Genomic DNA, 25,703 nt, shown 5'->3' on the forward strand with positions numbered 1-25,703 from the left:
CGTGTCTTATGGGATGTTGAGCGTTGAAGGCATTAAAACACTATGTTATTTCATGTGTAAGCGACCACCTACGTTTTGTTTGGTGCAATTTTTTGTCATTCCGACGCAGGAGGAATCTCAAGTTTGAAAAATGAGAGATTTGAGATCCTCCTGCGTCGGAATGACAAAATCTCTCATTTTTCCTTTCTTGATGTGGAGTCAGCTACTCATAGCTGACGGGTGAGGTTTATCAAAACCGAACCAAACGAGTTTTGAGAAACCTCGCTGGTCGGTTAGAAGTAACCGACCTCACTAAACATCCTAGCGACAAGAAAGCCATCCTTTATGATAACCCATTAAAAAAGAGGAAGGTACACAAAAAATACCCTTATCGTCCGCGCACGTTTCTGACATGTATGTATGCAATGGAAGCAAGGCTATTTTAACCGTATAGACCTAATTAGACATACGCAATGCAATCCATTTCGATCAGCGAATTGCCCGGTACACCTGCACGCGGGGCAACGGTTGTCCGAACTGGCGGTTTGAGGCCAAAGCGACCTTTAAAGACTTCATTCATGGGTTTATAGTCTTTCAGATCGTGGAGATAAACATTCACTTTCAAGACTTTTTCCATTGATGAGCCTACTTTGACCAGTTCTTTCTCCATTTCTTTCAGCACATGGTCGGTATGAGCTTTGATATCACCCTCAAAATGAGCACCTATACCGAAGAGGAAAATCAGATTACCCAGTTTCGTGGTACTCGAATACAAGGGAACGTCCTGATTCAGCTCCTGGTCAGCCAGGTTGTGCTCGGCAGCGATCGTTTTCGGAGACGCTAAGCTAGGGGTGGATACAGCCAGCCCAGTCAGGCTGGCTGCTGAAGCGAAAAGTCGTCTTAAACTGGAACGGCGGTGCAATTTCATACGTATCTGTTCGTGGTTTTCGGTATTCGGCTTCTCCCTGTGTCTGTGAGGACACAGAAACTCATCCGGATGGTAACGATTGCTGTCGCACGGGTGTCTGTGAGGACACAGACACTGGAAAAAACCATGAACCGAAGCGCTATTTTTTACTTATCCCACCAAACCACACTCGACAGGGCATTGGTACCGCCCTGACGGGTACGGGCATCAATGAAGTTGGTTTTGTTATACGTTTCTTCCGAATCGGGGATTACGAACCGTGTCGGAATTTTGCCGCCCGTCAGATTGCCCGGATAATTGGTTGGAGTCAGCACAGGGTAGCCGGTACGGCGCCAGTTTGAGAAGATTTCATATTCATCTTCCAGAAAAAGAGTGACCCATTTCTGCGTACCGATCTGCTCCATCTGCTGGGCTACGGTACCTCCTGCTTTGTACGGATTGGCGGCCAGATAGGCATTGATTTTCGCATCGGAAATAACGCCACCCGTTCCGAAAAGTGACCACTGACGCATACCCGCTTTGACTGCGTTCGTATAAGCGGCTTCGGCCGTACTACCTGTATACCAGCCCCGAACGGCGGCTTCGGCCAGCAACAGATACATTTCGGCATTGGTCATCACCAGCAACGGCGCACTGTATTTCAGTATCGTATTCGGATTAGGCTCCGAATACGAATTGAAATTCGCAGGCAGGTTGTTGTAGGCGGCATTGGGCATACCACTTTGCAAGGCTGTGGTCGTATCGGCCGTAAATGTTTTGTTATCCGTAGTGGTCCACACAATCGAGATCACATTCAGGCGAGGGTCTTTCGTTCCTTTCAGATAATCGATCAGCGTTTTGGCAAACTTCCCTCCTTCTACGTTGTCGCCACCGGGCGTTACGTAATCGGTGCTGAGCAATCCACTGGCAATAAAATTCCGGCTGGCCGTTTGTGAACCATCCACATAGGCAATCGTAGCCCGATCAGCATCGTCCAGAATCACCCCACCGGCAATGGCTTTCTGTACCCAGGATTTGGCCGTCGTTGGGTCAACTTCGGTCAGGCGCATACCCAGGCGAAACATCAGCGAATACGCGAATTTTTTCCACTTGGTCACGTCGCCCCCAAACATCAGATCGGCATTTCCGAAGGTTGCTTTGGTTGCATCGAAGGCCGCAATCGACTCCTCAAGCTCTTTCAGCAGGTCGGCATAGATAGCCTGTTGGGTGTCGTATTTGGGGCTATAATTCTTATCCGACAGGGCTTTCCCCGCGTCGAAATACGGGATGTCGCCGTAGATGTCGGTCAACCGGTGGAACATATACGCTTTCCAGATCCGAGCCGCCGAAAGCTTATTGACATTGGCCGCATTGCCTGAAACCGCATCGATCACCTGATGAATCGAGATAATCGATCCCTGTCCGGCTAGGGTTCCAGCGTAAGCATTCCAGTTACCGGTCGAATAGCTGTAGTTGAAATATTTATCCCCAGCAGCAGGCACCTCTTTATAGGTTGCAAAGTGCTGCATCGACTGGCCGATGGTCAGATAAGCGGCACCGGTAAAGTTGGTGCTCACCCCATCCAGTTGGGCGCGGGTAAACAGATATTCGGGAACTACCGAAGAATATTTATTGGGGTCTACGTTCATTTCCTCAAAACCTTTGTCGCAGGACGTCAAAAGCAGGAATAACGGAGCCACATAGCCTATTTTTTTGATCAGACTCTTCATGGTCAGAATGGTATCAGGTTAGAATTTCACTTGCAAGCTTACCCCAAGGCTACGGGTTCTGGGTACCCCAAAGGCTTCCAGACCCTGGGCGTTCGTGCTGGTATAGCCCGACTCTGGATCGAAATACTGATTCTTCTTGTCCTTGTACAGAATAGCCAGATTTCGGGCCACAAATGAGATCGAGGCCGATTGCAACTTCAGGAACGACAGTTTGCTAACAGGCAGGTTATAGCTCAGGATAACCTGACGGAGTTTCACGAAATCGTTGTTGAACATGAACATAGCCGTGTAATTCTTGTCGTTGTCGTAATAGGTATCGACATCTTCTTTGGCCCAGGTTTTGGTAAACGGCGCACCTTCTGGGGTTACACCCGTTACGGTAACGCCCGTTTCACGACCAGGAAGTGTTTCCTGCGGCAGGCCGAAGCGATACGCATATTGGTACAGGTTCGAATACACGATGCTGCCAAACTTACCGTCGACCAGTATGTTGAGCGAGAAGTTTTTATAGCGGAAGTTGTTGGTGATACCCATCGTTAGCGGAGGAGTGCCCTGCCCAATCTCTTCCAGGTCGCCCCGAACGGCATAGCCGCTGGCCGTGTTGAACACCACATTGCCATTCGCGTCAGTCTTTTTCCGATAGCCCCACACCGTTCCATAAGACCGGCCCAGCATGTTACGAACCAATCCACCACCGACACCCGTTCCGACATCGATGCCTGTCAGTCCATCGGCCAGTCGTTCGATCTTGCTTTTGTTGTAGGCCATGTTGTAGCTTACATCCCAGCTAAAATCGGAATTGCGAATCGGGGTTCCAGTCAGCAGCAGCTCTATCCCTTTGTTGCTCAGCTCACCCACGTTTAGCAAGGCAGAGGTATAACCCGACGAAAGTGCGATGTTCGAGGTCACGATGTCGTCGGTCGTCTTCCGGTTGTAGAACGTCAGGTCGATACCCAGTCGATTGTTCAGGAATTTGGCTTCAATACCGCCTTCATAGGTTGTCGAGGTTAGCGGTTTCAGGTCGGGGTTTGGCACCTGCGACGACGACAGCACCTGTACCGGACGGCCATTATGTCCACCCTGCTGCATCGAATAATACTGGTAAATCTGGTAGGCGTTAACCGTAGCTCCCCCCACCTGTGCAAACGACGCCCGCAACTTGGCAAAGCTCACCGCTTTCGGTAACCGGAAGGCATCCGACAGGATAAACGAGCCCCCAACCGACGGGTAGAAAATGCTGTTGCTCTTTGGATTCAGCACCGAAAACCAGTCCTGACGACCGGACAGGGTCAAAAATGCGAGGTTTTTATACCCGAAGTCGACCGAGCCGAATACCGAATTGATGGCACTTTTCATGTACGTCGGTGTGGTCGTTGAGGTAGCCAGGTTGGTATAGCTGTAGAAATACGGCACCGTAAACTCACTACCGGCAATCAATGTCTGGTCGTAGATAGACCGCTGGGCATTGGCCCCTAACAGGGCTGAAAAACTCAGGTCCGATAGCAGGTTGGTGTTGTAGTTCAGGGTCAGCATGCCGTTGGTTTCCGAAGCGCTGGTCTTCCGGGCTTCGTAGGTTCCCAGAGGCTGGTAGGCGTTATTCGTTGGCTGCACGTACTCCGACTGGAAGTTGTAAAAGTCCTGGCTGACACTGCCTTTCAGATACAGATTGTCCAGGATGTCGTACCGGATGCTTCCCTGGCTGATGAACCGATTTTTGGTATCGTCGTTTTTGAATTTATTGACCACGAAATACGGGTTTGGGGCCGCCGGAACCGGGTTCCACTCCATTTCTTTCCCCGTCACCGGATCATAACCCGGTGCCAGGCTGCGAATGTCAACTACGTTAGCCACCAGATACGTAGCCCAGTGTGGGTTCATATCGGCATACCCCACTTTGGGTCGGTTGGTCGCTTCTTCGTAGTTGTACTGGAATACCGTTTCGATGCTCAGTTTTTTACCTAGAAACGCGTTCAGGTTCAGGTTCGCAATCCGACGGGCGAAGGACGAGTTGGGTACAATGCTGTTCGACTGCGTGTTGTTCAAACCTAGTCGGAAGTTGACTGACTCATTTCCACCCGTGAACGCTACTGAATTGATGTAGTTGCTGCCCGTCCGGTAGAAGTTTTTCAGATTGTCTTTCTGGGGTGAATACGGATGCAACTGCCCGTCGACCTGAATCGTTGGCTGGCCATCCATCCGGGCACCATACGACAAACGGCCCGTACTTTTGGCTTCAGTAACGGTCGTTGGCTTTTTACCATCCAAACCCTGACCAAATTCATACTGCCAGTTCGGAATTACGGCGATACTTTCGAAGGTGGTGTTGCTGTTGATTTCCACCCCTACCCCTTTCTGACCACGGCCTTTTTTGGTCGTAATCAAAATAACCCCGTTCGACGCCCGAGCGCCATACAACGCAGCTGCGGGTCCGCCTTTCAATACGCTAATCGACTCAATATCATCGGGGTTAATCCCGCCAATACCATCGCCCCGGTCAACGTTCATGCCGTTTCCATCGGCTGTTGTTCCCCCACCTGGAATGCTGTTGTCCATCGGCATTCCGTTAATCACATACAACGGCTGGTTGTTCCCATTCAATGAACCATTGCCCCGAATGACGATCCGGCTGGAGCCACCAGGCCCTGTAGCCATCCCTGTTGCGTTGACACCAGCAATTTTACCCGTCAGGGCGTTGGCCACGTTGTTTTCGCGGGCCTGTGTAAACTCGCTCCCCTTCACTTCCGATACGGCGTAGGCCAGCGCTTTTTTCTCTTTCGAAATCCCCAGCGCCGTTACAACCACTTCACCCAGGCTCGTTGCCCCTTCTTTCAGGCTTACATCGATTACGGACCGCCCCCCCACGGCGATTTCCTGCGCCGTAAAGCCGATGTACGAGAAAATAACTGTAGCCTGCCCATTGGTGAGGTTAAGCGAGTACTTCCCCTCACCATCCGTTACCGTACCTTTCGTTGACCCTTTTTCCAGGATAGTTACGCCGGGAAGCGGCTGTCCATCACCAGCATTGGTCACTTTTCCGGAAATCGTCTGCGCAAATGTGGCAGCGCATCCCAACCAGAGTGTCATCAGGAGCGTACCCAGTCGGGTAGGCCAATGTCGTAGCATATAGTTCATAAGCATACACGTGGTTAAATGTGATTAGTTAGGTTAATACTTGAAAGAGGCCCTCTTGCAAATACTGCAATAATTATTTGCAATATTTGCACAAGTATACGGATTAAAAAAGCCTGAAAGCAATTTTTATTCGCCTTTTTTGCAAGTACACTTGTGAATTGTATGCAAAATGTGCGCTTTTATCGCTATTTATATAACAAACCTAAAAATCATGCAAATTTTGCAGAAGGAGATATGGTATACGGTTTTGAGGTTCGGTGACTGACGATCCTCCGTGGTCTGTGTCCTTACAAGCCACCTGTGCGACAGCAGGATTAGCCTGACGGAAGCGTGTCCTGTGAGGACACAGGCTACGGTGAAGACATGCCAGTCACCGTAAACTATTTGCTGCAATAGGTTAGAGTTGAAGTAGTTTTTTCTTTTACGTTTCTAGTAACTGTTCCCCGACGTCACGTATGTCTATAGCCTTTTTAAAAGACGAGCGCAAAGACCTTATTATCAAGCAAATAAACCTCCACACGCGCGTTAGCCTGACGGATTTAGCCAGTACCTTACATGTATCGGAAGACACCATCCGGCGCGACATCAATGATTTGTCGGACGAAGGGAAGTTGATAAAAATTCGCGGTGGGGCTATGTCGAAAGCCTATCACCATTCCTCGCAGATTCAGGAAACCTATTCCCATACTAACAAAAAGGTCATTGCTGAAAAGACGCTGACGTTACTTCGGGATGGCATGTTGATTCTGATGGGGGGAGGCACTACCATACGGGAGTTCATAAAGCTAATCCCTGCCGATCTGCGGGCTACATTTATCACCGTAAACCCATTGACAGCGGTTGAGCTACTCGACAAGCCCAATCTGGAAATCATTATGATCGGTGGGCAAATTTCCCGCTATAGCCAGATGAGTGTGGGCGGTGAGGTGTATCAGCGACTATCGGAACTACGGGTAGATTTGTGCATTATGGGTACCAATGCCATCGACGCACGCGAGGGACTTTCGGATTCCGATTGGGAAACTGTACAGGCCAAAAAAGCGATGATCCGGGCGGCTCAGAAAGTAGCCGTGTTGTGTATTTCGGAGAAAATGAACAGCGTGATGCGAATGAAAATTGCCGACCTGGATCAGGTAGATTACCTCATCACTGAACTCCCTGCCGATTCCCCACAGCTTGCTCCCTACCAGGGTGGCAAAACGACTGTGCTGTAAGAATTGCGTTAAACGCAAAGAGCGCTAAGAGCTATGCAAAGATCGCACAGAAGAAAAGACTTAGCGTTTCCTTGCGCAACTCTTTTCTGTGAGGTCAGATGCTTACATCTGACCAGCGAGGTTTCTCAAAACCTCATGTATAGTTTATCGTTCGGTTTTGAGAAACCTCACGGGTCGGGTATAAGAACCCGACCTCACGAAACAAGCAATCTACCCTCACAACCATTTTTTATAAAACGCCAGAATATCGGCTCGCATGTCAGCCGTTTCCTGATGGCCAACATCGTAAATCCGTAACTTCCATGCCGATGGGGCTCCATCCTGTTGATAAATGACTTTGAGATTTTTGTCAATTTTCTCCAGACCATCGACAGGAGTCAGTTTATCATATCGCCCGGCTAATCCAAAATGCGGTCGTGGTGAAATCAGTCCGTTGATGGAGGAGGTGGTAAAATGATTCAGTAAGTCCGGCACGTAATAGTAAATCCCGTGCAGCCCCAGTCCTTTGGCAGCGATCAGCGACTGATAATCAGTCAAACAACAGAGGTCTACACATACCTTTATCCGCTCGTCGAGGGCAGCCAGCCACCAGGCCATCGTGCTCCCCATCGACATGCCCATCGTTGCGATTCGTTTCGGGTCTATTTCGGGTCTGGTTTGCAGGTAGTCCAGTGCTCGCAGGTTATCGTACACCATCATGCCCCATAGCACCTGTCCATGCCAGAGCATTTCCTTGAAGGTATCCTGCTCACCACGCGCCCGTCGTTCGCCAAAGCACCAGCTATCGATACACAAACCAGCGTACCCTTCGCGCGCCAGAGCCAGTGCGTAGGCGGGTTGCTGCATCTCAGGCCGTCCACGCACAAACTCTTCCTTACCAACCTCATACTGCCCAAAGTGTGAATGATTAAACAGGACCACAGGCAATTTACTGGTTGCTTTCTTCGGTCGGGTAAAATAGGCAGGTACCTGTTCGATACCATTCAGATCCAGCAACAGCTTTTCGATAATCAGCTCATCCGTTTGCCGGGTTTCGACCAGCTTTACAGAAATGGCCCGATGCCGATCCGGTAATTTACCGAGCAATTTATATAACTCCGTCCGTTGGGCTTTTTTGTCGGGAGCAGACGGTTTAGGCGATTCGTGGCTGGTCATGGGCTGGTGTTGCGAACCGGTCGATGGATTTATCGGGAAGTTCAGGCTACAAAGGCCAATCAAGACAGGTACTATCCAACGTTTCCTGAACATAGTCTTTAAGTCAGCTTATTTCCGATAAAAACAGATTTCGTCAAAAGTTACTTGTGATTCATGGACGAATGCATTTTCGTTGAATCTCTAATCAAGTTGGGCTATAAATGAGTTTAGTCTAAAACCGTCGTTTCGTAGACAGCTGTGCCACGGTTCAGTATGATTCTAGGTTAAACCTTGGCACGGCTGTCTACGAAACGACTGTTCAAATCATTACATCTTCAAACGATCCCGATTATGGCAACCAACCGACTTGTTATCGTGACTGGCTTTGGGACGCATAACCCCTCAGGCTGGACACGCGCGTATCTAAATGTCAGTGAGGAAGAAGCCGTCAGACGCTACAAAGAGCATTTTAAGGATAAAGACCGACCCCGAGTCGATATTGTTGACTTTGACGATGAAATCGCCCTATCGGTAGGTCCAACGAGTCAAGTTATTGTGACTGGCTGATAAGTAATAGCCGTGCCACAGTTTAACCTAGCGCAATAAAGAACCGTGACATGGCTTTCCGGCATACCTCTATCATAGATCCAGCGCCAGTTGCCCTGCGGCCGCCGACTCAGTCTTAAAGCTGGACAATGAAATACCTAACAGGCGAACTCCTTTAGGCAACGGCTGTAGGGCAGTCAATAAATCATGACTAAGCTGGGACAGCATTGATTGACTCGTTAGAAACCCCGTTGCGGTTCGGCTGCGGGTGATCTGCTGAAAATCAGCGTATTTCACTTTCAGCGTCACCGTTCGCCCCAGTATGCCTGTCCGTTCGCAATACGACCATACGCTGTTGATCAAGGGCTCCAGTTCGGCCACCAAATCGGCGTGTTCGGTCAGGTCCCGATCGAAGGTTGTTTCTGAACCGACTGATTTCCGTTCGCGATCGAGTGTAACAGGCCGATGATCAATAGCTCTGGAAATATTGAAATAATGGTGTCCGACTTTACCGAAATGCTGCGTTAGAAACGCTTCGCTTTGCTGACGCAGATCCAATCCGGTGTAAATGCCCAACTGATTCATTTTGGCCGCTGTAACCCGGCCGATGCCATGAAACTGCCCCACGTCCAGCTTCTCAACAAATGCCAATCCCTGATGGGGCTTGATCACAAATAACCCATCCGGTTTACGATAGTCCGACGCCAGTTTTGCCAGGAATTTATTGTACGAGACCCCGGCCGATGCCGTCAGGCTGGTTTCATTTCGGATCTGCTCTTTGATTACCTGGGCGATTTGTGTAGCCGTCATATTGGCCTCCAGACTATCGGTCACGTCCAGATAAGCTTCGTCCAGCGAAAGCGGTTCGATAAGTGGTGTGAACTGGGCAAAAATGGCCCGGATCTGGCTCGAAACAGCTTTATAAACGTCAAAACGGGGTTTTACAAAAACCAGATCGGGGCATTTGCGAATCGCAATGGACGATGCCATAGCCGACCGAACCCCAAACTGACGCGCTTCATAACTGGCAGCTGCCACCACACCGCGTTGCCAGGAACCGCCTACCGCAACGGGTTTACCACGCAGTTCAGGGTTATCGCGCTGTTCGACAGATGCATAAAACGCATCCATGTCAATGTGAATAATTTTCCGGATTGCAGGCTGTTCCATTGAGTCGCTCGTACCAGGTATAATATACGAAAAATCACTCAGTTTCCCAAGCCCTATGAGAGGCTGCCCACTGAACGATTACCAGCCTACCTGTTCGCCACCGGACAGCAGATGTACGATTTCGGACACCCTCCAAACAGGTATATCTGTTCTGAAAGCCGTTAAACGCTCTTTTTAGAAGTTGGCAAAGCATTTGTTCTACAAAAGTTGAATTTATTGAATTGGATATGAAACGTACGTATCTGGGGGAGTTCGAAGAAGTGGTATTGCTGACGGTGGCGGTGTTGCATGAAAGCGCCTATGGCGTTGCCATTACCGACGAACTGGATCGACAAACAGGTCGCTCGGTGAGTATAAGCGCGGTACATGCGGCCCTGCATCGGCTCGAAGAAAAAGGCATGCTCACCTCGCATATGGGCGATGCAACGGCCGAACGGGGTGGACGGCGGAAGCGGCTGTTTACGGTTACGGCGCTGGGCAGCCGCACCCTGCACGACATCCGGGCCATGCGCGACCAGTTATGGAACTCCATTGCTCCGAATGCCCTACCTGCCATCAGCCTATGAAACCGAACCGTCGGACTGATCCGCCCCGCTTCGCTGATCGACTGCTCGAATGGTTTTGCACTCCTCACCTGCTGGAGGAAGTGCAGGGCGATTTATACGAGCGTTATCAACGGGATTTGCTGCTCGTCGGCCAAGCGCAGGCCAACAGAAATTATATCCTCAATGTGCTACGTTTTTTTCGACCCTTTGCACTGAAACGACAACCTACTGCGTATCCAAAACCTTTTTTCCTCAATCCTGTCATGCTGCGGAATTATCTTAAAATTGCCTGGCGAAATCTGATTCAGAATCGATCATTTTCGGCTATCAACAGTATGGGACTAGCGCTGGGCATGGCCACCAGTCTGCTTATTTTTCTCTGGATTCGGGACGAATTCAGCGTGGATGCCTACCACGTTAACAACCCACACTTGTACACCGTTATGGAGCGCCAGTTTTACGACGGCAAAGTCGACGTGGGGTCCGGTACACCGGCTCTGCTGGCCGACGAGTTGAAAAAAGCGTTTCCAGAGATCGGCTATGCAGCCAGTTTATCGTGGGAGCAACAGCACACTTTTTCTGTAGGTAACAAACTGAACAATGAGCAAGGCCGCGCTGCCGGAGCCGATTGGTTTACTATGTTTAGTTTTCCTTTATTGGCTGGCACTGCCGAAACAGCCCTCAACGCTCCTAACAATATTGCCATTTCCCACAAACTGGCCCAGAACTACTTTGGTAGCCCTCAGGAAGCGATTGGTAAAAGTATTCGTCTGGACAATACCGACGATTATCAGGTCAGCGCCGTTTTTGAGGACATCCCAGCGAACAGTTCAGAAACGTATGATTATCTACTGAGCTGGCAGGATTTTCTTAAGCGAAACGAATGGCTCAAGGACTGGGGCACTAATGCTCCCAATACCCGTATTCAGCTCCGAACCGACCGAAACGGTATTTCGGCCGATCCTGTCCGGCTGGAAGCTAAATTAAAGGCGTTTTTAAAACGCTACAACCCCCGCCTGGGAAAAGATGGGTCTGATATTCAGCTATTTCTGCAACCGTATCAGGATACGTACCTCTACTCCAACTTCAAAAATGGGTATCAGGATGGTGGACGGATCGAGTATGTTCGGTTGTTTGGTATTGTGGCGGCCTTTATTCTGCTGATTGCGTGCATTAATTTCATGAATCTGGCCACTGCCCGCTCGGTCAAACGGGCTCGGGAAGTGGGCGTTCGGAAAGTTGTTGGAGCCGCTCGTGGTTTACTGATCGGACAGTTTATTGGTGAAGCCCTGTTACTTACCGGTATCGCACTGGTTATTGCCCTGGTGCTGACAGGGTTACTACTGCCTACATTTAACACCCTGACGAACAAGCACATTCGCTTTCCATTCACCAATATAACCTTCTGGCTTACGCTGGCAGGTATGACACTCCTAACCGGTTTCATTGCGGGCAGTTACCCGGCTCTGGTTCTATCGTCGCTAAACCCAATTCGAGTGCTAAAGGGAACCATACGCTTTGGGCCAGGAGCACGGTTGTTTCGCCAAAGCCTGGTTGTCTTCCAGTTTACCTTATCTGTATTGCTTATCATCGGAACCATCATTGTGTACCGGCAGATCAACTTCATTCAAACCAAGAACCTGGGCTATGACCGAGAGAACCTGATTTACCTTCGCGCACAAGGCGACCTGGCTGCCAACTACCCTACCTTTAAACAGGAACTCCTGCGAATGCCGGGGATTCAGACAATTACGTATATGGATGGTACGCCTACCAGCACATTCGGGAGTACCGGCAATGTGCAGTGGCCTGGTAAAGATCCTAAAGTGAATGTTCATTTTCAGTTCTCCACGGTCGATTACGACTTCACCAAAACCCTGAAGGTCAAGCTAAAAGGGCGGGATTTTGCGAGAGATTTCGGCCTGGACTCAATCAATTACCTTATCAATGAAACGGCTGCCCGACGCATTGGCTATCAGAGTCCGATTGGCAAACCCCTGACCTTATGGGGCAAACCCGGTACAATTGTCGGCATTATCGAGAATTTTCATCAGAATTCGCTCCATGTTGCTATTGAGCCGATGATTGTCAAATTAAGCCCGAAGGCTGCGGGTAAAAATATCATCGTCCGTACCCAGCCGGGACAGGCCAAACAGGCACTGGCAAGCCTGGAAACTGTCTGGCAGCAGATAAACCCGAAATTTCCGTTCACCTATACTTTTGCCGACCAGTCGTTTCAGAAGCTCTACCGTAGCGAAACTATGATCGGATCATTGGCTAATTATTTTGCGTTCCTGGCCATTTTCATTTCCTGTTTAGGTCTGTTTGGCCTGGCTACTTTTATGGCCGAACAGCGTACGAAAGAAATTGGTGTACGTAAAGTTCTGGGCGCATCAGTGGGTAGTGTGGTGGCTCTCATCTCGAAGGATTTCCTGAAGCTGGTGCTGATTGCCATACTCATTGCATCGCCCCTGGGCTGGTATGCCATGCGGCAATGGCTACAGGGTTTTGCCTATAAAGTCGACATTGAGTGGTGGATGTTTGTCAGTGCAGGCCTAGTAGCTGTTGGCATCGCCCTCCTGACAATTAGCTTCCAAAGCATCAAAGCGGCCCTGGTCAATCCTATAAAATCCCTTCGGTCTGAATAGACTTGTAGAGACTGATGCGCCGGTGCGACCATCCCTGGCGTCTCTACAAAACCCTTACCCCTACGCTCATGAACACCCCGCCCCGCTTTGCTGACAAACTGCTTGCCTGGTTCTGCGCTCCCCACCTGCTGGAGGAGGTGCAGGGCGACTTATATGAACGCTATAAACGGGATATACTTCGAGTAGGCCCTGAAAAAGCAGCTCGACGTTACTGGTTGAATGTACTGGGCTTTCTACGTCCCTTTGCCCTCAAACGAAAAGAATCTGATTACCCTACTCCATTGTTAATAAGCCCAGTCATGCTACGAAACTACCTCAAAACCAGCCTGCGTAATCTGGCAAAATACAAAGTCAGTACGCTTATTAACCTTCTCGGCCTTACGCTCGGGGTTACTGCCTGCTTAGTCATCTATCTCATTACACACTATGAACTAAGCTATGACACCTTCCACCCCGACAGCAATCGAATTTACCGACTGGTGGGTAAATCGCAGTACAATAAGACCGTCGAAAAACATCCGGTCGGGTTTGTTCCGAACGCCGTACCGGCTGCCATCCAACAGGAGATTCCCAGCATTGGCACAGTAGCCGCTTTCCACAACATCGAATCGGAAGTACTCATCCCCAATGGCACCGAAAAGCCAACGAAATTTGAAAATCGCCGACATGGGGTTGATAATGCCGAAATCGTGGTTGTTGAGCCAACCTACTTCGATATTTTTACGTATAAGTGGTTGGCCGGCAATCCCAAAACGGCGCTGAATGAACCCTTCAAGCTGGTTCTGTCGGAGCGAAAAGCGCGTAAGTATTTTGGCGACCTGCCGCTTGAACAAATTATGGGTAAAGAGCTGATTTATCAGGATTCGGTGCATGTGCATGTAGCTGGTATCGTGCAAGACTGGAAGCAACCTACCGATTTTACCTTCACCGATTTCATTTCGTTGGCGACCATCCGGACCAGCCAGCTAAAAAAAGAGATCAACCTCGACCAATGGAACGATATCTGGTCGGCTTCACAGGCGTTTATCAAGTTGCCCCCCGGAGCGACCCCTGATCAATTTACGGCGCAATTCCAGCGGTTTGAGAAAGCCCATTATCCGAAAGAGTTCAAGTTTATTCCGGCTTTACAACCCCTGTCGGACCTGCATTTCAACGACGATTATGCGGATAATTATTCTCGAAAAGCCCATCTGCCTACGCTATATGGGCTGATGGCTGTAGCCGGATTTATCCTGCTGATTGCGACCATCAATTTTATCAATTTATCGACCGCTCAATCGACACAACGTGCCAAAGAAACGGGTATTCGAAAAGTGATGGGGAGCAGTCGGGCCAGTCTAATTACCCAGTTCCTGAGCGAAACGGCTTTTCTGACACTAATCGCCATTCTGATTTCTCTGCTACTGGTCAACCCAATTCTTTCAGCGTTTCAGTCGATAACGCCCAAAGGCCTGACGTTTACGTTATTCAGCAGCCAAACGGGATTATTTCTGCTGGGTGTACTGGTCGTAACCTCCCTATTGGCGGGGCTTTATCCGTCACTGGCTTTATCGGCCTATATTCCTGCCTTAACCCTGAAAGGACAGGCGGCCCTGACAGGAGGACACAAAGGTACTTTCCGGAAAGCGCTGATTATCTTCCAGTTCACAATATCGCTGGTATTTATCATTGGTACACTTATCGTAGAGCGCCAGCTAAGTTATATGCGAAACAAAGAACTGGGCTTCAGGTCCGATGCAATCGTTTCAATCCGTCCGCCCTGGGGTGAGAAGGGGAAAGTGCTGGCGCAAAAAATCCGACAACTTTCGGGCGTTGAGCGCGTCGCCATGGAGTGGTTTCCGCCAATGGGCCAGGCTTTTATGGTTACCAAGCTGAAATATGAGGGCAAGAAACAGCCTGTAGAGCTGGATGTGTCGGCCAAGATCGGCGATGAGAATTTCATCCCGCTTTATCAGCTTCATTTGCTGGCCGGACGCAACTACGTCAAAAGTGATTCCTTACGCGAGATCGTTATCAACGCCCAATACGCCAAAGCATTGGGATTCCGCCGATTCAACGACGCGCTTAATCAACTCATTGAATTTAATGGCAAAAAGTATCCGATCGTGGGCGTAGTCGCCGATTTTCATGAGCAGTCGTTTCACGAAAAAATGGGCCCCGTGTTTATGGGTTACCTGCCCAACGCACGCAATCTGGGCATCAAACTTTCCACAAAAGGAAAGCAGATGAGCGAGCTGAAAGCCACGCTGGCCAGTATCGAGCAACAATGGAAAGCGGTGTTTCCCGAAAATCGCTTCGACTATACCTTTCTGGACGATTCCATTGCCCAGCTCTATGAAAAGGAGCAGAAAACCAGCCATCTCGTCAATACGGCCACGGGCATTGCCATCCTGATTTCGTGCATGGGCTTATTCGGACTGGCGATGTTTACAGCCGAACAGCGTACGAAGGAAATTGGAGTCCGGAAGGTGCTGGGCGCATCGGTAGCCAGCATTGTGGCCCTGCTGTCGAAAGATTTCCTGAAACTGGTGGTGATTGCGCTGGTCATTGCATCCCCCATTGCCTGGTGGGCTATGAACCAATGGCTGAAGGATTTCGCCTACAAAGTGGATATCGAATGGTGGATTTTTGCGCTGGCTGGTTTACTTTCGATTGGTATTGCGCTATTCACCGTCAGTTTCCAAAGCATTAAAGCAGCGCTGGCCGATCCGGTGAAATCACTACGGTCGGAATAAATCCCAAAAACCATGAAAACTCGGATTATACTAGTTCTGCTCCTTCTGTGCTTCACCAAACGTCTGTTCGCTCAGCAACCCACCTCTACTTTTCCGGCAACAGATCTGTTGCCGTCGGTGACGCTACCGCCCGATGTGGCTCGTGTATTACGGGATTATGAACGAGCCTGGCAGGCAAGAGATGCCGATGCCCTGGTCGCCTTATTTACACCCGATGGATTTGTCATGCAGCCCAATCGGCCCGCTATACGTGGTCATGCAAACATAAAACTCGCTTACAGCCGATCGGCAGGCAGTTCGCTATCGCTCCGGGCGTTATCGTTTGAACAAAGCGGTACGGTTGGCTATATCATTGGTGCTTATCGAGGTTCCGTTGCGGGTCCCGACATCGGTAAATTCATTCTGACCTTACGTAAGGGTGCCGATGGCCGCTGGCTCATCACGGCCGATATGGATAATTCGACAAAATAAGAAAGGCAGGGAGCAAGGAGCGTGGAGCAGGGGGCAAGGGGCAGAGATTGCTCGGATGGTAAAATCAACATTAATTTTTATTCCGCTACCCCAGCAATCCCTGCCCCTTGCCCCCTGCTCCACGCTCCTTGCTCCAGGCTACTACTGCACCTTTACCCGGTTATACATCTGGCGGAAGTTTTTCACACTTTCGGCTATTTCGGGGCCGTTGTTTTCCCAATGGTATTCGTATTCGACGGAGATGGGGCCCTTAAAGTGTTGCCGCTTCATTTCGGCAATGACCTGTTCGATTTTGCAATCGCCTGTACCCCAGACTACATCGTGGTATTTACCATCCGGCGTATCTTTCTTCACGTCTTTGAAGTGCATCCCCAACACATGGCCGTTTAGCTTTTTCAGGCATTCAACCGGATCAAGGCCCGAACGAACCCAGTGGCCAATATCGGAGCAGGAACCTACGTATTTACTGTTGCCAATAGCCGCCAGAACGGTATCGGGGTGCCAGTAGCGCGAGGGTTTGGGATGGTTGTGCAGCGCCACGTTGATTTTGTATTCGTCGGCCAGTTTGCGGACCAACGGCATCTGTTGAGGTGTCGGTTCCGAATTGATGTTCAGAATACCCATGTCTTTGGCAAACTCAAACAGGGTTTTCCATTCATCGTCTGTTCTTGGGTTCACAACGCCATACGCCACCACGGTTAGTCCTCGGTCTTTGATCAGCTTTTTAACCTTTTGCCGGGTACTGGCATCCATCGAAAAGTCCATCTTACCGTCAACGCCACCACCAATGGTCTGGCCGGGAAAGGCTTCGACGTATTTCAGCCCGCAACTATCGATTTTTCGCAGGGCTTCGGCAAATGAGAATAGCCGAAAGGAATAAGCCTGTGAGCCGAGTTTCCAGCCCGCTTTATCTTCAGGATTTTTTTGAGCCAGCAATGGAGCGCCGGTTACGAAAAGGAGTAGTCCGCCGAGCAGAAGTTTTTTCAGGTAATTCATAAATGCCGGGATTAAGTTTCGACTAAAAGTCCGCGACAAATACTCTTTACCTAATCATTGTCTTTTCTCGACTGAAAAGTAGGTAAAACCTACTCGCGTCGAATGGCGTCAACGGGGTTTAGCCGGGCCGCCCGCATGGCCGGATACGTACCGAAAATAATGCCGATCAGCATGGCAATGACCATGATGACCACAAACGTATTCCAGGTGTAGGCAACCTGAAAGGGTACATCGACCAGTGCTTTTACAATCGGTATAAACGCCATCGAACCCAGAACTCCTAACGCAAGCCCCATCAAACTGCCAAAGGTCGAAATGGTAATCGACTCAGACAGGAATTGCCACAGAATATCCCGCTTTTTGGCCCCAAGCGCCTTTCGGACGCCAATTTCAACGGTTCGCTCGTTCACTGAAATTAGCAACACATTCATCACCCCTATACCGCCCACAATGACCGAAATACCGACAATAGTGCCCATCACCAGTCGAAAAAGCAGAAACCCTTTAGCCGCCTGACTAACCCGCAGTTCGTTGGTAATGACGGCGAAGTCATCCTGCCTGGCTTTCATAGTCGTTTTCAACCAGTTTTCGATCTGTGTTTTCAGGACCGGAACATCTTCAACCTGTGTAGCCTCCACAACACCCATCGGCGGGCTTGCTTTTAAAGCGCTATCCGAAACCAGCGTAATAGGCATCAGCAACTGACCTGCTCTCGCATCCTTATCGGCCGAAATACCGATGATGGTTATCGGCTTATTTTTATACAGTACCTGTTGTCCAATAGCCATTTTCTCAGGCTGGTTTCCAACCAGTTGTTTCGCCAGTCGTTGGTTGATAAACGCAACGGGCTGGCGTGTCTGTAGTTCGGCATCTGTAAATGCCCTTCCCTGAATGATCGTCAAATCGGGATGAATCGGGAAGCTGGCCCCGGTAATGAGCGTACCTATTGACCGGTTATCGATCTTCGTTGTCACTTCCCCATTCTGCCGCCAGTACAGATACCCCTTGGCGGGTTTGGTTAGTGATGACCGTAGTTTCTGAAATGACGGATTTGTAAGGTAGGCATAATCAGATTTCAATACCCGAACCTCATTGACCGTCTTGTATGAATTCGTATGCACAAGAATCGCTTTCAGGTCGGTCGTTTTGGTAATCTGCTCCTGCGCATACTGCTCCATTCCATCGATGAGTGACAGAATCGCCACTAAGGCCGCTACACCAATCACAATACCCAGGATGGATAGAACCGTGTGAAAGAAACGAGTTCGGATATTTTCGAGGGCAGTTGCAAACGCAAAAAGGATATTTTTCAGCATAATAGTGCAGATTCTAAAACGGTGATTAGCGCCTATCAATGCAACAAACTAGGGGGCAATGGATTCGAAAGCAACCGCTATGTGACAAGCGGGGGATTCGATCGGTAACCGCGCATTTTAACTGGTAAACAGCAACGCTCAGTCGGTCTGATGGGGTAAGTAATATTCGGAAAAGATAAACTTTAGAACATTGTCAACACGGTTCTTACGACCGCTTTATTCCTTAAAAACATGGCAGGCATCGACCGCAAAACATTCCTGAAAGAGATTTCGCTACTGGCCGGAGCTTCCCTGCTTTCAGACTTACCGATGGCCCAGGCCTCCGGGCTGAAAAAATCATCCGTCAAACTGGGATTTGTTACCTACTTGTGGGGAAAAGACTGGGATTTGCCCACCCTGATCAGGAACTGTGCGGATACGGGTCTGGGCGGAGTGGAGTTACGGGTAGACCATGCCCATAAGGTGATGCCCGACCTGACGACCGCTCAACGCGTAGACGTCAAAAAGCGATTTGCCGACAGTCCGGTGAAGTTGGTCGGGCTGGGGACTAATCAGCAGTTCGACTATGTCGATCAGGCTCAACTGAAAACCTCAATGGAACGCACAAAGGAATTCATCCGGCTGAGTGCAGATGTGGGCGGATCGGGGGTAAAAGTGAAACCAAACGCCCTGCATAAAGAAGTTCCGGTCGAAAAAACACTAACCCAAATCGGTGAATCATTGAACGAACTAGCGCGCTATGCTGCTGATCTTGGCCAGCAAATTAGGCTTGAAGTACACGGTGAAGAAACGCAGGAACTGCCCAACATCAAAAAGATTATGGATGTGGCAACGCACCCCAACGCCACAATCTGCTGGAACTGTAACCCTCAGGACCTGAATGGCAAAGGATTCGAAGCCAATTTTGACCTGGTCAAAGATCGGTTTGGGAGCACCTGTCACGTTCGCGAACTCGACCGAACCGATTATCCCTACCAGGCGCTGCTGAACAATCTGGTAAAAATGAACTACAACGGCTGGGTTCTACTCGAATGTCATACCAATCCGCCCGACAAGCTAAGCTCAATGAAGGAACAGCGGGCCGTGTTCGACCGAATGATTGCTAAGGCCTAGTCGCTGACACCCAATTTGGCTACACCATCTGCTGATTTGGCAACAGTCTCTTCGGGGGCAGCCTAGACCTTTGTCATCGTAGTTGAAAACAACAACGATTATGATTCACTCGAAAGGATATGCAGCCCAGAATGCTGAAACAGATTTGGCACCGTGGAATTTTGAACGCCGGGATGTTGGTCCCCACGACATACTGATCGACATTGCCTATTGCGGGGTTTGTCATACGGATATTCACCTGACTCGTAACGAGTGGTTTCCTGGTCTCTTTCCAATGGTGCCCGGTCATGAGATTGTAGGCATCATTGGACAGGTAGGCAGTCACGTAACCAAATTCAAACCAGGCGACCGTGCTGCGGTGGGCGTTATGGTAGATTCGTGTCGGGAATGCGACGACTGTAAAAATGGGCAGGAACAGTTTTGCCGTGTAAGCCCGGTTGTAACGTACAACAATCTGGACCACTATGGTACGCCTGCTTATGGCGGGTATGCCAACAACATCGTTCTGAATGAAGATTTTGCCCACCATGTTTCTGAGAAGTTAGACCTGGCGGCTGTAGCGCCTTTGCTTTGCGCCGGTATTACGACGTATTCTCCGTTACGCCGATGGAAGGTTGAGAAAGGCCATAAGCTTGCCGTAGTGGGTCTGGGTGGACTAGGCCATATGGCGGTTAAATTCGGAGTGGCGTTTGGTGCGGAGGTTACGGTATTGAGCACATCACCCAATAAGGAAGAAGCTGCCCAAAAGCTCGGAGCGCATCATTTTGTGGTTACAAAAGATGAGGAGCAGATGAAGGCAGTAGCCCGTTCGTTTCACTTCATTATCGATACAGTAGCTGCCGACCACGACATTAATCCATACATGGCTCTACTCAAAACGAATGGCGTCTACATCAATGTCGGAATGCCCGCCCAGCCCTGGCAACTTTCCTCGTTTACGTTGGCTACGGGCAACAAAGTTGTGTCGGGTTCGGGAGCGGGCGGTTTAGCCGAAACGCAGGAAATGCTGGATTTCTGTGCAGAACACAACATCGTCGCCGACATCGAGCGGATTGCCATCAAAGACATCCATACCGCTTTTGAACGGATGCTAAAAGGAGATGTGTTATACCGTTTTGTGATCGATATGGCAACGTTGTAATTTTTGTCATTTCGACCGGAGGGAGAAATCTCAAGACTCCGTATTTAGTAAGCTTGAGATTTCTCCCTCCGGTCGAAATGACAAATCCTCTACGTATGAAAAAAGAGTTGAAGCAACCGTATTATTTCAGTTCCGTTTCTGAACTACACGAAGCATTGGGCTTACCCAAGCCCCTACATCCGTTGGTCAGCCTGAGCAATTACGAGAACATCCAGGCCGATGTTACGGATTTAGCAAAGGGCCTGATGACGAATCTGTACAAGATTTCGTACAAAAAGCATTTTACAGGTAAGGCCAGGTATGGACAAAGTTATTACGACTTTAATGAAGGAGGCCTCTGCTTCGTTTCGCCGAATCAGTTGATTTCAGAAGTAGAGCCACAGGGTAATTATGAAGGCTTCACGCTGATGATTCATCCTGATTTTCTCCGGCCGTATCCCTTGGGCAAGACCATCAAAAACTATGGCTTCTTCTCCTATTCGTCCAACGAAGCGCTGCATTTGTCGGAAACCGAGAAAGAGACCATCATGGGCGTTTTCAAAAATATTGGCGAAGAACTGTCGCGGCCAATCGATCAGTTTAGCCAGGACGTGATTGTCTCGTTGATCGAACTGTTGCTCAACTACAGCAATCGGTTTTACACCCGTCAGTTCATTACCCGCAAAGCGGCCAATCACGATCTACTCACGAAGCTGGAAACCTTGCTCGACGATTATTTTGACAATCAGAAAACGTTGCTAACAGGCTTACCGACAGTTCAGTACATCTCCGATCAACTTAATGTATCGCCCCGCTACCTGAGCGATATGCTTCGTGCACTCACCGGCCAGAGTACTCAGCAGCACATTCAGAATAAGTTGATCGATAAGGCCAAAGAAATCCTGAGTTCGAGCAATCTGACCACCGCCGAAGTTGCCTATCAGCTTGGTTTCGAACACCCCCAATCATTCAACAAGATCTTCAAGCGCAAGACCAACGTATCGCCTATTGAATTTAGGCAGTCGTTTAATTAACCATTCACCTGATTTTCATGTCCTATTGCCACGCCATCGACTCGATGTCGGAGGAGCGGAAAGCTCTCCACAAAGCGTATCATGACCATCTGTATGGTTTTCCGATCCACGACGACAACGAATTGTTTTGTCGGCTCGTGCTGGAAATCAATCAGGCCGGTCTGAGCTGGGAAACCATTTTGAAAAAAGAAGCAACCTTCCGAAAAGCCTACGACAATTTTGACCTAAAAACGGTAGCTGCTTATACCGATGCCGATCGGGAACGCTTACTGGCCGATCCGGGTATCATCCGAAACCGGCTGAAGATCAACGCGGCTATTGAAAACGCGAAGACGATAGTAGAGCTACAGGCTGAACACGGCTCATTCGAAAACTGGCTGGAGTTGCACCATCCCAAAACAAAGGCCGAATGGGTCAAGCTGTTCAAAAAAACGTTTCGGTTTACGGGTGGCGAAATCGTCAATGAATTTCTGATGAGCATTGGCTACCTACCGGGTGCTCACACTGCCGACTGTGCCGTTTATCATACCGTGCTGGATTCCCGTCCGAAGTGGTTCGTTTAATTGATAATCACAAATCAGTTGTTTTTTAAACCTGTTTAAGCGGACAAGTCATGTCCCAAACCGTACAGCCAATGTCCACTTTCGGACATTGGCTGTTTGCTTATCTACCTTCAAAACGGTCATTCTACCGCTTATGATGGCTTTTTCGATTTTGGCCGCTCATTTGCTCAGCAAAAATAGAACTAACAAAACCTATGAAACGAAGCTACCTCGGTGAGTTTGAAGAGATCGTCCTGTTGACGGTGGCCGTACTGGAAGCCGAAAAGCAGGCTTATGGAGTCGCCATTACGCATGAGATCATCGAGCAAACCAGTCGTTCGGTACGACTCAATCAGATCCATGCAGCCCTCGACCGACTGGAAGACAAAGGCATGGTGAAATCTGAAATGGGCGAACCAACTGCCGAACGAGGTGGCCGACGGAAACGACTATTTACGGTAACGGCGTACGGTCGGCGAACCTTACAGGAAATCCAGGAAGTACGGGTTAGTTTCTGGAGCCGCTTGCTGAATCCACTTAACCTGTCAACTATAACAGGGTAAGCATGGGGCTGGGAGCATGGAGCCGGGCGTTCATTGTCTGCACCCCGCTCCATGCACCTCGCACCCCGCAATCCCCGCCATCCATGCACCCAGCTCCATGCACCCAGCCCCATGAAATCACCACCCCACTTCGCCGACCGAATCCTTCGCTTCTTTCTGGCCGATAATCGGCTGGAAGAGGTGCAGGGCGATCTGCACGAAGAATTTCGCTGGCAGGTCAGTCGGGTGGGTGAACGGCGGGCACGCTGGCGATATTGGCGCGATGTGTTCGGATTCCTGAAGCTCCAGGCTAAATGGACCTGGTCGATCAGGCGGCAACCAAAAGAGCAGTTAACATCTAATCTATTGAATCCCAATATGTTTCGAAACTATCTTAAAATTGCTTTCCGCAACCTCGCTAAGAATAAGGGGTATTCCTTTATTAATATCGGTGGGCTGGCTGTTGGCATGGCAGTGGCTATGCTCATTGGTTTGTGGATTTACGACGAATTATCGTACAACACCTACCATACGTACTACGACCGCATTGCCCAAGTCAAGCAACACCAGACATCTAACGGGCATATCAGTTCACAGAACGCCATTCCAGCACCGTTGGAAGATGAATTGCGGAGTAAATACGGCACTAACTTTAAACACCTGGCGATGGCTACCTGGCAGGGTGATCGTATCCTCTCATTTGGCGACAAGAAAATCACGCGGTCAGGTAACTACATGGGCGTCGATATGCCCGAAATTCTGTCGCTGCATATGCTGAAAGGCAGTCGCAATGGCCTGAAAGAAACGAATACCATTTTGCTGTCGACCTCAACGGCGCAATCACTTTTCGGAAATGTTGATCCAATGGGCCAACTCATTAATATCGACGGCAAGGCCGATGTTCGTGTGACGGGTGTTTATGAAGATTTACCGTTCAATACGGAGTTTCACGAGCTCACGTTCATTGCTCCGTGGGAGTTGTTTGTAGCCACGCAGCCCTGGGTGAAACACGCTCGTGATCAGCGTGAATGGGGAAATAACTCATTTCAGCTATTTGTTCAGATTGCCGACAATACGGACATGGAGACAGTGAGCACCCGAATCAAAGACGCCAAACTGGTCAACGTACCCGCCGACGAGAAGAAATACAAATCGGAAATGTTTCTGCATCCTATGAGCGACTGGCGTTTATATTCCAACTGGGAAGAGGGTGTTCAAACAGGTGGCTACATTCAGTACGTTCGACTGTTTGCTATTGTGGGCTTGTTCGTATTGCTATTAGCCTGCATCAATTTCATGAATCTGAGCACGGCCCGTTCCGAAAAGCGAGCCAAAGAAGTGGGCATTCGCAAGGCCGTAGGGTCGGTACGCAGTCAGCTGATCAACCAGTTTTTCAGCGAGTCGTTTCTGGTCGTATTCCTTGCCTTTGGCGGTGCTATCCTGCTTATCCTCGCTCTTTTGCCCTGGTTCAACGAGGTAGCTGCCAAGCAGATGACCTTCCCCTGGAACGACGCTCCCTTCTGGCTGGCGAGTGTTAGTTTTATTGGGATTACCGGCTTGCTGGCAGGCAGTTATCCCGCTTTTTATCTTTCGTCGTTTCAGCCGATCAAGGTCTTAAAGGGTACATTTAAAGTAGGCGGCTTGGCTACTGTTCCACGCAAGGTATTGGTCGTGGTTCAGTTTACGGTTTCCATCACGTTGATTATCGGCACCATCATTGTTTACCGACAAATTCAGTACACCAAAAATCGGCCGCTGGGTTATACCAACGATGGGCTTGTGATGATGCAGATGATGTCACCTGCTTTTTACGGGAAATATGACCTACTAAAAACTGATCTTAAAAATGCAGGTGTTATTCTGGAAATGGCCGAAGCATCCAGCCCGTTAACCGGCGTCTGGTCCAATAATGGCGGCTTTAGCTGGCAAGGCAAAGATCCCGCTCTCGACGCTGATTTCTCTACAGTTTGGGTTACGCACGACTTTGGCAAAACGGTCGGCTGGCAGTTCAAAGAAGGCCGTGATTTTTCGAGGAAGTTCACCACCGACTCGTCGGCTATCGTGATTAATGAATCGGCCGTCAAATTTATGGGGCTTACCCATCCAATTGGCACGGTTGTCAAATGGGGAGATGAGAGTGATAAGAACAAGCCCGAGTATTTCACAATTGTGGGGGTTATTAACGATGTGCTGGCGGAATCACCTTACGAGCCAGTGAAGCAGGCTATCTATTTCATGGATTATGAGAACGTTAACTGGATTATGCTGAAACTAAATCCAAACCGAAGCGCCAGTCAGTCCATCGCTACCATCGAGTCTATCTTCAAAAAACACGTTCCATCGGCTCCATTCGACTACAAATTTGCGGACGAGGAATTCGGCAAAAAATTTGCCTCAGAAGAGCGCATCGGTAAACTGGCGGGCGGCTTCGCGATTCTGGCGGTCTTCATATCCTGCCTGGGTCTGTTTGGTCTGGCTTCGTTTGTGGCCGAACAACGGACCAAAGAAATCGGCGTTCGGAAAGTGCTGGGCGCGTCGGTCCTGAACCTGTGGAGTTTGCTCTCAAAAGATTTCGTTATTCTGGTCGTTATTTCCTGCCTGATCGCTTCACCCATCGCTTACTACTACCTGGGTGAATGGCTGAAGGATTATGAGTATCGCACCGATATGTCCTGGTGGATTTTTGCAGCCTCGGCTGGTGGCGCCTTACTGATCACCTTATTAACGGTCAGTTTCCAGAGTATCCGAGCCGCGTTGATCAATCCCGTAAAATCACTTCGGTCGGAATAGCTGGGAGCCAGGGGCAGGGAGCAGGGCGTTCATGCTCTG

At 49.5% G+C, this 25,703-nt stretch carries 19 protein-coding genes; 12 read left to right on the forward strand and 7 right to left on the reverse strand.

Features of this window, described 5'->3' with window-relative positions:
• Window positions 1-439 precede the first annotated feature (439 nt).
• From ACYVFD_RS14300 to ACYVFD_RS14310, 3 genes are all read right to left on the reverse strand, one after another.
• On the reverse strand, window positions 440-907 hold the full coding sequence (locus ACYVFD_RS14300; protein ID WP_461090851.1) for a RidA family protein: 468 nt from the start codon (window positions 905-907) through the stop codon (window positions 440-442).
• 146 nt (window positions 908-1,053) lie between these two features.
• Window positions 1,054-2,616 (reverse strand): SusD/RagB family nutrient-binding outer membrane lipoprotein, encoded by a 1,563-nt coding sequence (locus ACYVFD_RS14305; protein WP_461090852.1) that lies wholly within the window; start codon window positions 2,614-2,616, stop codon window positions 1,054-1,056.
• Between the two features lie 18 nt (window positions 2,617-2,634).
• Entirely contained in the window at window positions 2,635-5,748 is a 3,114-nt protein-coding gene (locus ACYVFD_RS14310) for a SusC/RagA family TonB-linked outer membrane protein (protein ID WP_461090853.1), read from the reverse strand.
• Window positions 5,749-6,203: 455 nt separating this feature from the next.
• On the opposite strand from ACYVFD_RS14310, the gene ACYVFD_RS14315 reads away from it, so the two are divergent.
• Window positions 6,204-6,962, forward strand: coding sequence for a DeoR/GlpR family DNA-binding transcription regulator (locus ACYVFD_RS14315; RefSeq protein ID WP_461090854.1), 759 nt, complete (start codon window positions 6,204-6,206; stop codon window positions 6,960-6,962).
• Between the two features lie 216 nt (window positions 6,963-7,178).
• Here ACYVFD_RS14315 and ACYVFD_RS14320 read toward each other — a convergent pair whose 3' ends face one another.
• Window positions 7,179-8,210, reverse strand: a complete 1,032-nt coding sequence (locus ACYVFD_RS14320; protein WP_461090855.1) for a dienelactone hydrolase family protein — start codon at window positions 8,208-8,210, stop codon at window positions 7,179-7,181.
• Window positions 8,211-8,447: 237 nt separating this feature from the next.
• Here ACYVFD_RS14320 and ACYVFD_RS14325 point away from each other — a divergent pair, with 237 nt between their 5' ends.
• Complete coding sequence (locus ACYVFD_RS14325; RefSeq protein ID WP_461090856.1) at window positions 8,448-8,663, forward strand: hypothetical protein; 216 nt, start codon at window positions 8,448-8,450, stop codon at window positions 8,661-8,663.
• A 72-nt stretch (window positions 8,664-8,735) separates the two neighbouring features.
• Here the strand turns inward: ACYVFD_RS14325 and dinB are convergent, their stop codons facing one another.
• The gene (gene dinB / locus ACYVFD_RS14330) at window positions 8,736-9,812 is read right to left on the reverse strand and encodes a DNA polymerase IV (RefSeq protein WP_461090857.1); all 1,077 of its coding nucleotides are present in this window, start codon (window positions 9,810-9,812) and stop codon (window positions 8,736-8,738) included.
• A gap of 227 nt (window positions 9,813-10,039) precedes the next feature.
• Here dinB and ACYVFD_RS14335 point away from each other — a divergent pair, with 227 nt between their 5' ends.
• The 4 genes from ACYVFD_RS14335 to ACYVFD_RS14350 all read left to right on the forward strand — a co-directional run bounded on the left by ACYVFD_RS14335 (window position 10,040) and on the right by ACYVFD_RS14350 (window position 16,211).
• Complete coding sequence (locus ACYVFD_RS14335; protein ID WP_461090858.1) at window positions 10,040-10,378, forward strand: PadR family transcriptional regulator; 339 nt, start codon at window positions 10,040-10,042, stop codon at window positions 10,376-10,378.
• Window positions 10,375-13,005, forward strand: coding sequence for an ABC transporter permease (locus ACYVFD_RS14340; RefSeq protein WP_461090859.1), 2,631 nt, complete (start codon window positions 10,375-10,377; stop codon window positions 13,003-13,005). The genes ACYVFD_RS14335 and ACYVFD_RS14340 overlap by 4 nt, the downstream gene beginning before the upstream one ends.
• 68 nt (window positions 13,006-13,073) lie before the next feature.
• Window positions 13,074-15,740 carry a permease prefix domain 2-containing transporter gene (locus tag ACYVFD_RS14345; protein WP_461090861.1) on the forward strand — a complete coding sequence of 889 codons (2,667 nt, stop codon included), beginning with the start codon at window positions 13,074-13,076 and terminating at the stop codon, window positions 15,738-15,740.
• A gap of 12 nt (window positions 15,741-15,752) precedes the next feature.
• Complete coding sequence (locus tag ACYVFD_RS14350; RefSeq protein WP_461090862.1) at window positions 15,753-16,211, forward strand: DUF4440 domain-containing protein; 459 nt, start codon at window positions 15,753-15,755, stop codon at window positions 16,209-16,211.
• Between the two features lie 141 nt (window positions 16,212-16,352).
• Here the strand turns inward: ACYVFD_RS14350 and ACYVFD_RS14355 are convergent, their stop codons facing one another.
• Together ACYVFD_RS14355 and ACYVFD_RS14360 are read right to left on the reverse strand one after the other, a co-directional pair.
• Entirely contained in the window at window positions 16,353-17,207 is an 855-nt protein-coding gene (locus ACYVFD_RS14355) for a sugar phosphate isomerase/epimerase family protein (protein ID WP_461090863.1), read from the reverse strand.
• 89 nt (window positions 17,208-17,296) lie between these two features.
• Window positions 17,297-18,523 carry an ABC transporter permease gene (locus ACYVFD_RS14360; protein WP_461090864.1) on the reverse strand — a complete coding sequence of 409 codons (1,227 nt, stop codon included), beginning with the start codon at window positions 18,521-18,523 and terminating at the stop codon, window positions 17,297-17,299.
• Window positions 18,524-18,754: 231 nt separating this feature from the next.
• Here ACYVFD_RS14360 and ACYVFD_RS14365 point away from each other — a divergent pair, with 231 nt between their 5' ends.
• From ACYVFD_RS14365 to ACYVFD_RS14390, 6 genes are all read left to right on the forward strand, one after another.
• Entirely contained in the window at window positions 18,755-19,636 is an 882-nt protein-coding gene (locus tag ACYVFD_RS14365) for a sugar phosphate isomerase/epimerase family protein (protein WP_461090865.1), read from the forward strand.
• 100 nt (window positions 19,637-19,736) lie between these two features.
• Window positions 19,737-20,777 carry an NAD(P)-dependent alcohol dehydrogenase gene (locus ACYVFD_RS14370; RefSeq protein WP_461090866.1) on the forward strand — a complete coding sequence of 347 codons (1,041 nt, stop codon included), beginning with the start codon at window positions 19,737-19,739 and terminating at the stop codon, window positions 20,775-20,777.
• Between the two features lie 95 nt (window positions 20,778-20,872).
• The gene (locus ACYVFD_RS14375) at window positions 20,873-21,790 is read left to right on the forward strand and encodes a helix-turn-helix domain-containing protein (RefSeq protein WP_461090867.1); all 918 of its coding nucleotides are present in this window, start codon (window positions 20,873-20,875) and stop codon (window positions 21,788-21,790) included.
• Between the two features lie 17 nt (window positions 21,791-21,807).
• Window positions 21,808-22,353, forward strand: a complete 546-nt coding sequence (locus tag ACYVFD_RS14380; protein WP_461090868.1) for a DNA-3-methyladenine glycosylase I — start codon at window positions 21,808-21,810, stop codon at window positions 22,351-22,353.
• Between the two features lie 194 nt (window positions 22,354-22,547).
• A complete protein-coding gene (locus ACYVFD_RS14385; protein WP_461090869.1) occupies window positions 22,548-22,895 on the forward strand; it encodes a PadR family transcriptional regulator in 348 nt (115 codons plus the stop codon).
• A gap of 111 nt (window positions 22,896-23,006) precedes the next feature.
• Complete coding sequence (locus tag ACYVFD_RS14390; protein ID WP_461090870.1) at window positions 23,007-25,664, forward strand: ABC transporter permease; 2,658 nt, start codon at window positions 23,007-23,009, stop codon at window positions 25,662-25,664.
• The last annotated feature ends 39 nt before the right edge of the window (window positions 25,665-25,703 follow it).

This window comes from Spirosoma gilvum, assembly GCF_054776815.1.

Excerpts from the sequence above, each read along its gene's own strand:
- ACYVFD_RS14300 (WP_461090851.1), bottom strand. The coding sequence starts at position 907 with ATGAAATTGCACCGCCGTTCCAGTTTAAGACGACTTTTCGCTTCAGCA.
- ACYVFD_RS14305 (WP_461090852.1), bottom strand. The coding sequence starts at position 2,616 with ATGAAGAGTCTGATCAAAAAAATAGGCTATGTGGCTCCGTTATTCCTG.
- ACYVFD_RS14310 (WP_461090853.1), bottom strand. The coding sequence starts at position 5,748 with ATGAACTATATGCTACGACATTGGCCTACCCGACTGGGTACGCTCCTG.
- ACYVFD_RS14315 (WP_461090854.1), top strand. The coding sequence starts at position 6,204 with ATGTCTATAGCCTTTTTAAAAGACGAGCGCAAAGACCTTATTATCAAG.
- ACYVFD_RS14320 (WP_461090855.1), bottom strand. The coding sequence starts at position 8,210 with ATGTTCAGGAAACGTTGGATAGTACCTGTCTTGATTGGCCTTTGTAGC.
- ACYVFD_RS14325 (WP_461090856.1), top strand. The coding sequence starts at position 8,448 with ATGGCAACCAACCGACTTGTTATCGTGACTGGCTTTGGGACGCATAAC.
- dinB (WP_461090857.1), bottom strand. The coding sequence starts at position 9,812 with ATGGAACAGCCTGCAATCCGGAAAATTATTCACATTGACATGGATGCG.
- ACYVFD_RS14335 (WP_461090858.1), top strand. The coding sequence starts at position 10,040 with ATGAAACGTACGTATCTGGGGGAGTTCGAAGAAGTGGTATTGCTGACG.
- ACYVFD_RS14340 (WP_461090859.1), top strand. The coding sequence starts at position 10,375 with ATGAAACCGAACCGTCGGACTGATCCGCCCCGCTTCGCTGATCGACTG.
- ACYVFD_RS14345 (WP_461090861.1), top strand. The coding sequence starts at position 13,074 with ATGAACACCCCGCCCCGCTTTGCTGACAAACTGCTTGCCTGGTTCTGC.
- ACYVFD_RS14350 (WP_461090862.1), top strand. The coding sequence starts at position 15,753 with ATGAAAACTCGGATTATACTAGTTCTGCTCCTTCTGTGCTTCACCAAA.
- ACYVFD_RS14355 (WP_461090863.1), bottom strand. The coding sequence starts at position 17,207 with ATGAATTACCTGAAAAAACTTCTGCTCGGCGGACTACTCCTTTTCGTA.
- ACYVFD_RS14360 (WP_461090864.1), bottom strand. The coding sequence starts at position 18,523 with ATGCTGAAAAATATCCTTTTTGCGTTTGCAACTGCCCTCGAAAATATC.
- ACYVFD_RS14365 (WP_461090865.1), top strand. The coding sequence starts at position 18,755 with ATGGCAGGCATCGACCGCAAAACATTCCTGAAAGAGATTTCGCTACTG.
- ACYVFD_RS14370 (WP_461090866.1), top strand. The coding sequence starts at position 19,737 with ATGATTCACTCGAAAGGATATGCAGCCCAGAATGCTGAAACAGATTTG.
- ACYVFD_RS14375 (WP_461090867.1), top strand. The coding sequence starts at position 20,873 with ATGAAAAAAGAGTTGAAGCAACCGTATTATTTCAGTTCCGTTTCTGAA.
- ACYVFD_RS14380 (WP_461090868.1), top strand. The coding sequence starts at position 21,808 with ATGTCCTATTGCCACGCCATCGACTCGATGTCGGAGGAGCGGAAAGCT.
- ACYVFD_RS14385 (WP_461090869.1), top strand. The coding sequence starts at position 22,548 with ATGAAACGAAGCTACCTCGGTGAGTTTGAAGAGATCGTCCTGTTGACG.
- ACYVFD_RS14390 (WP_461090870.1), top strand. The coding sequence starts at position 23,007 with ATGAAATCACCACCCCACTTCGCCGACCGAATCCTTCGCTTCTTTCTG.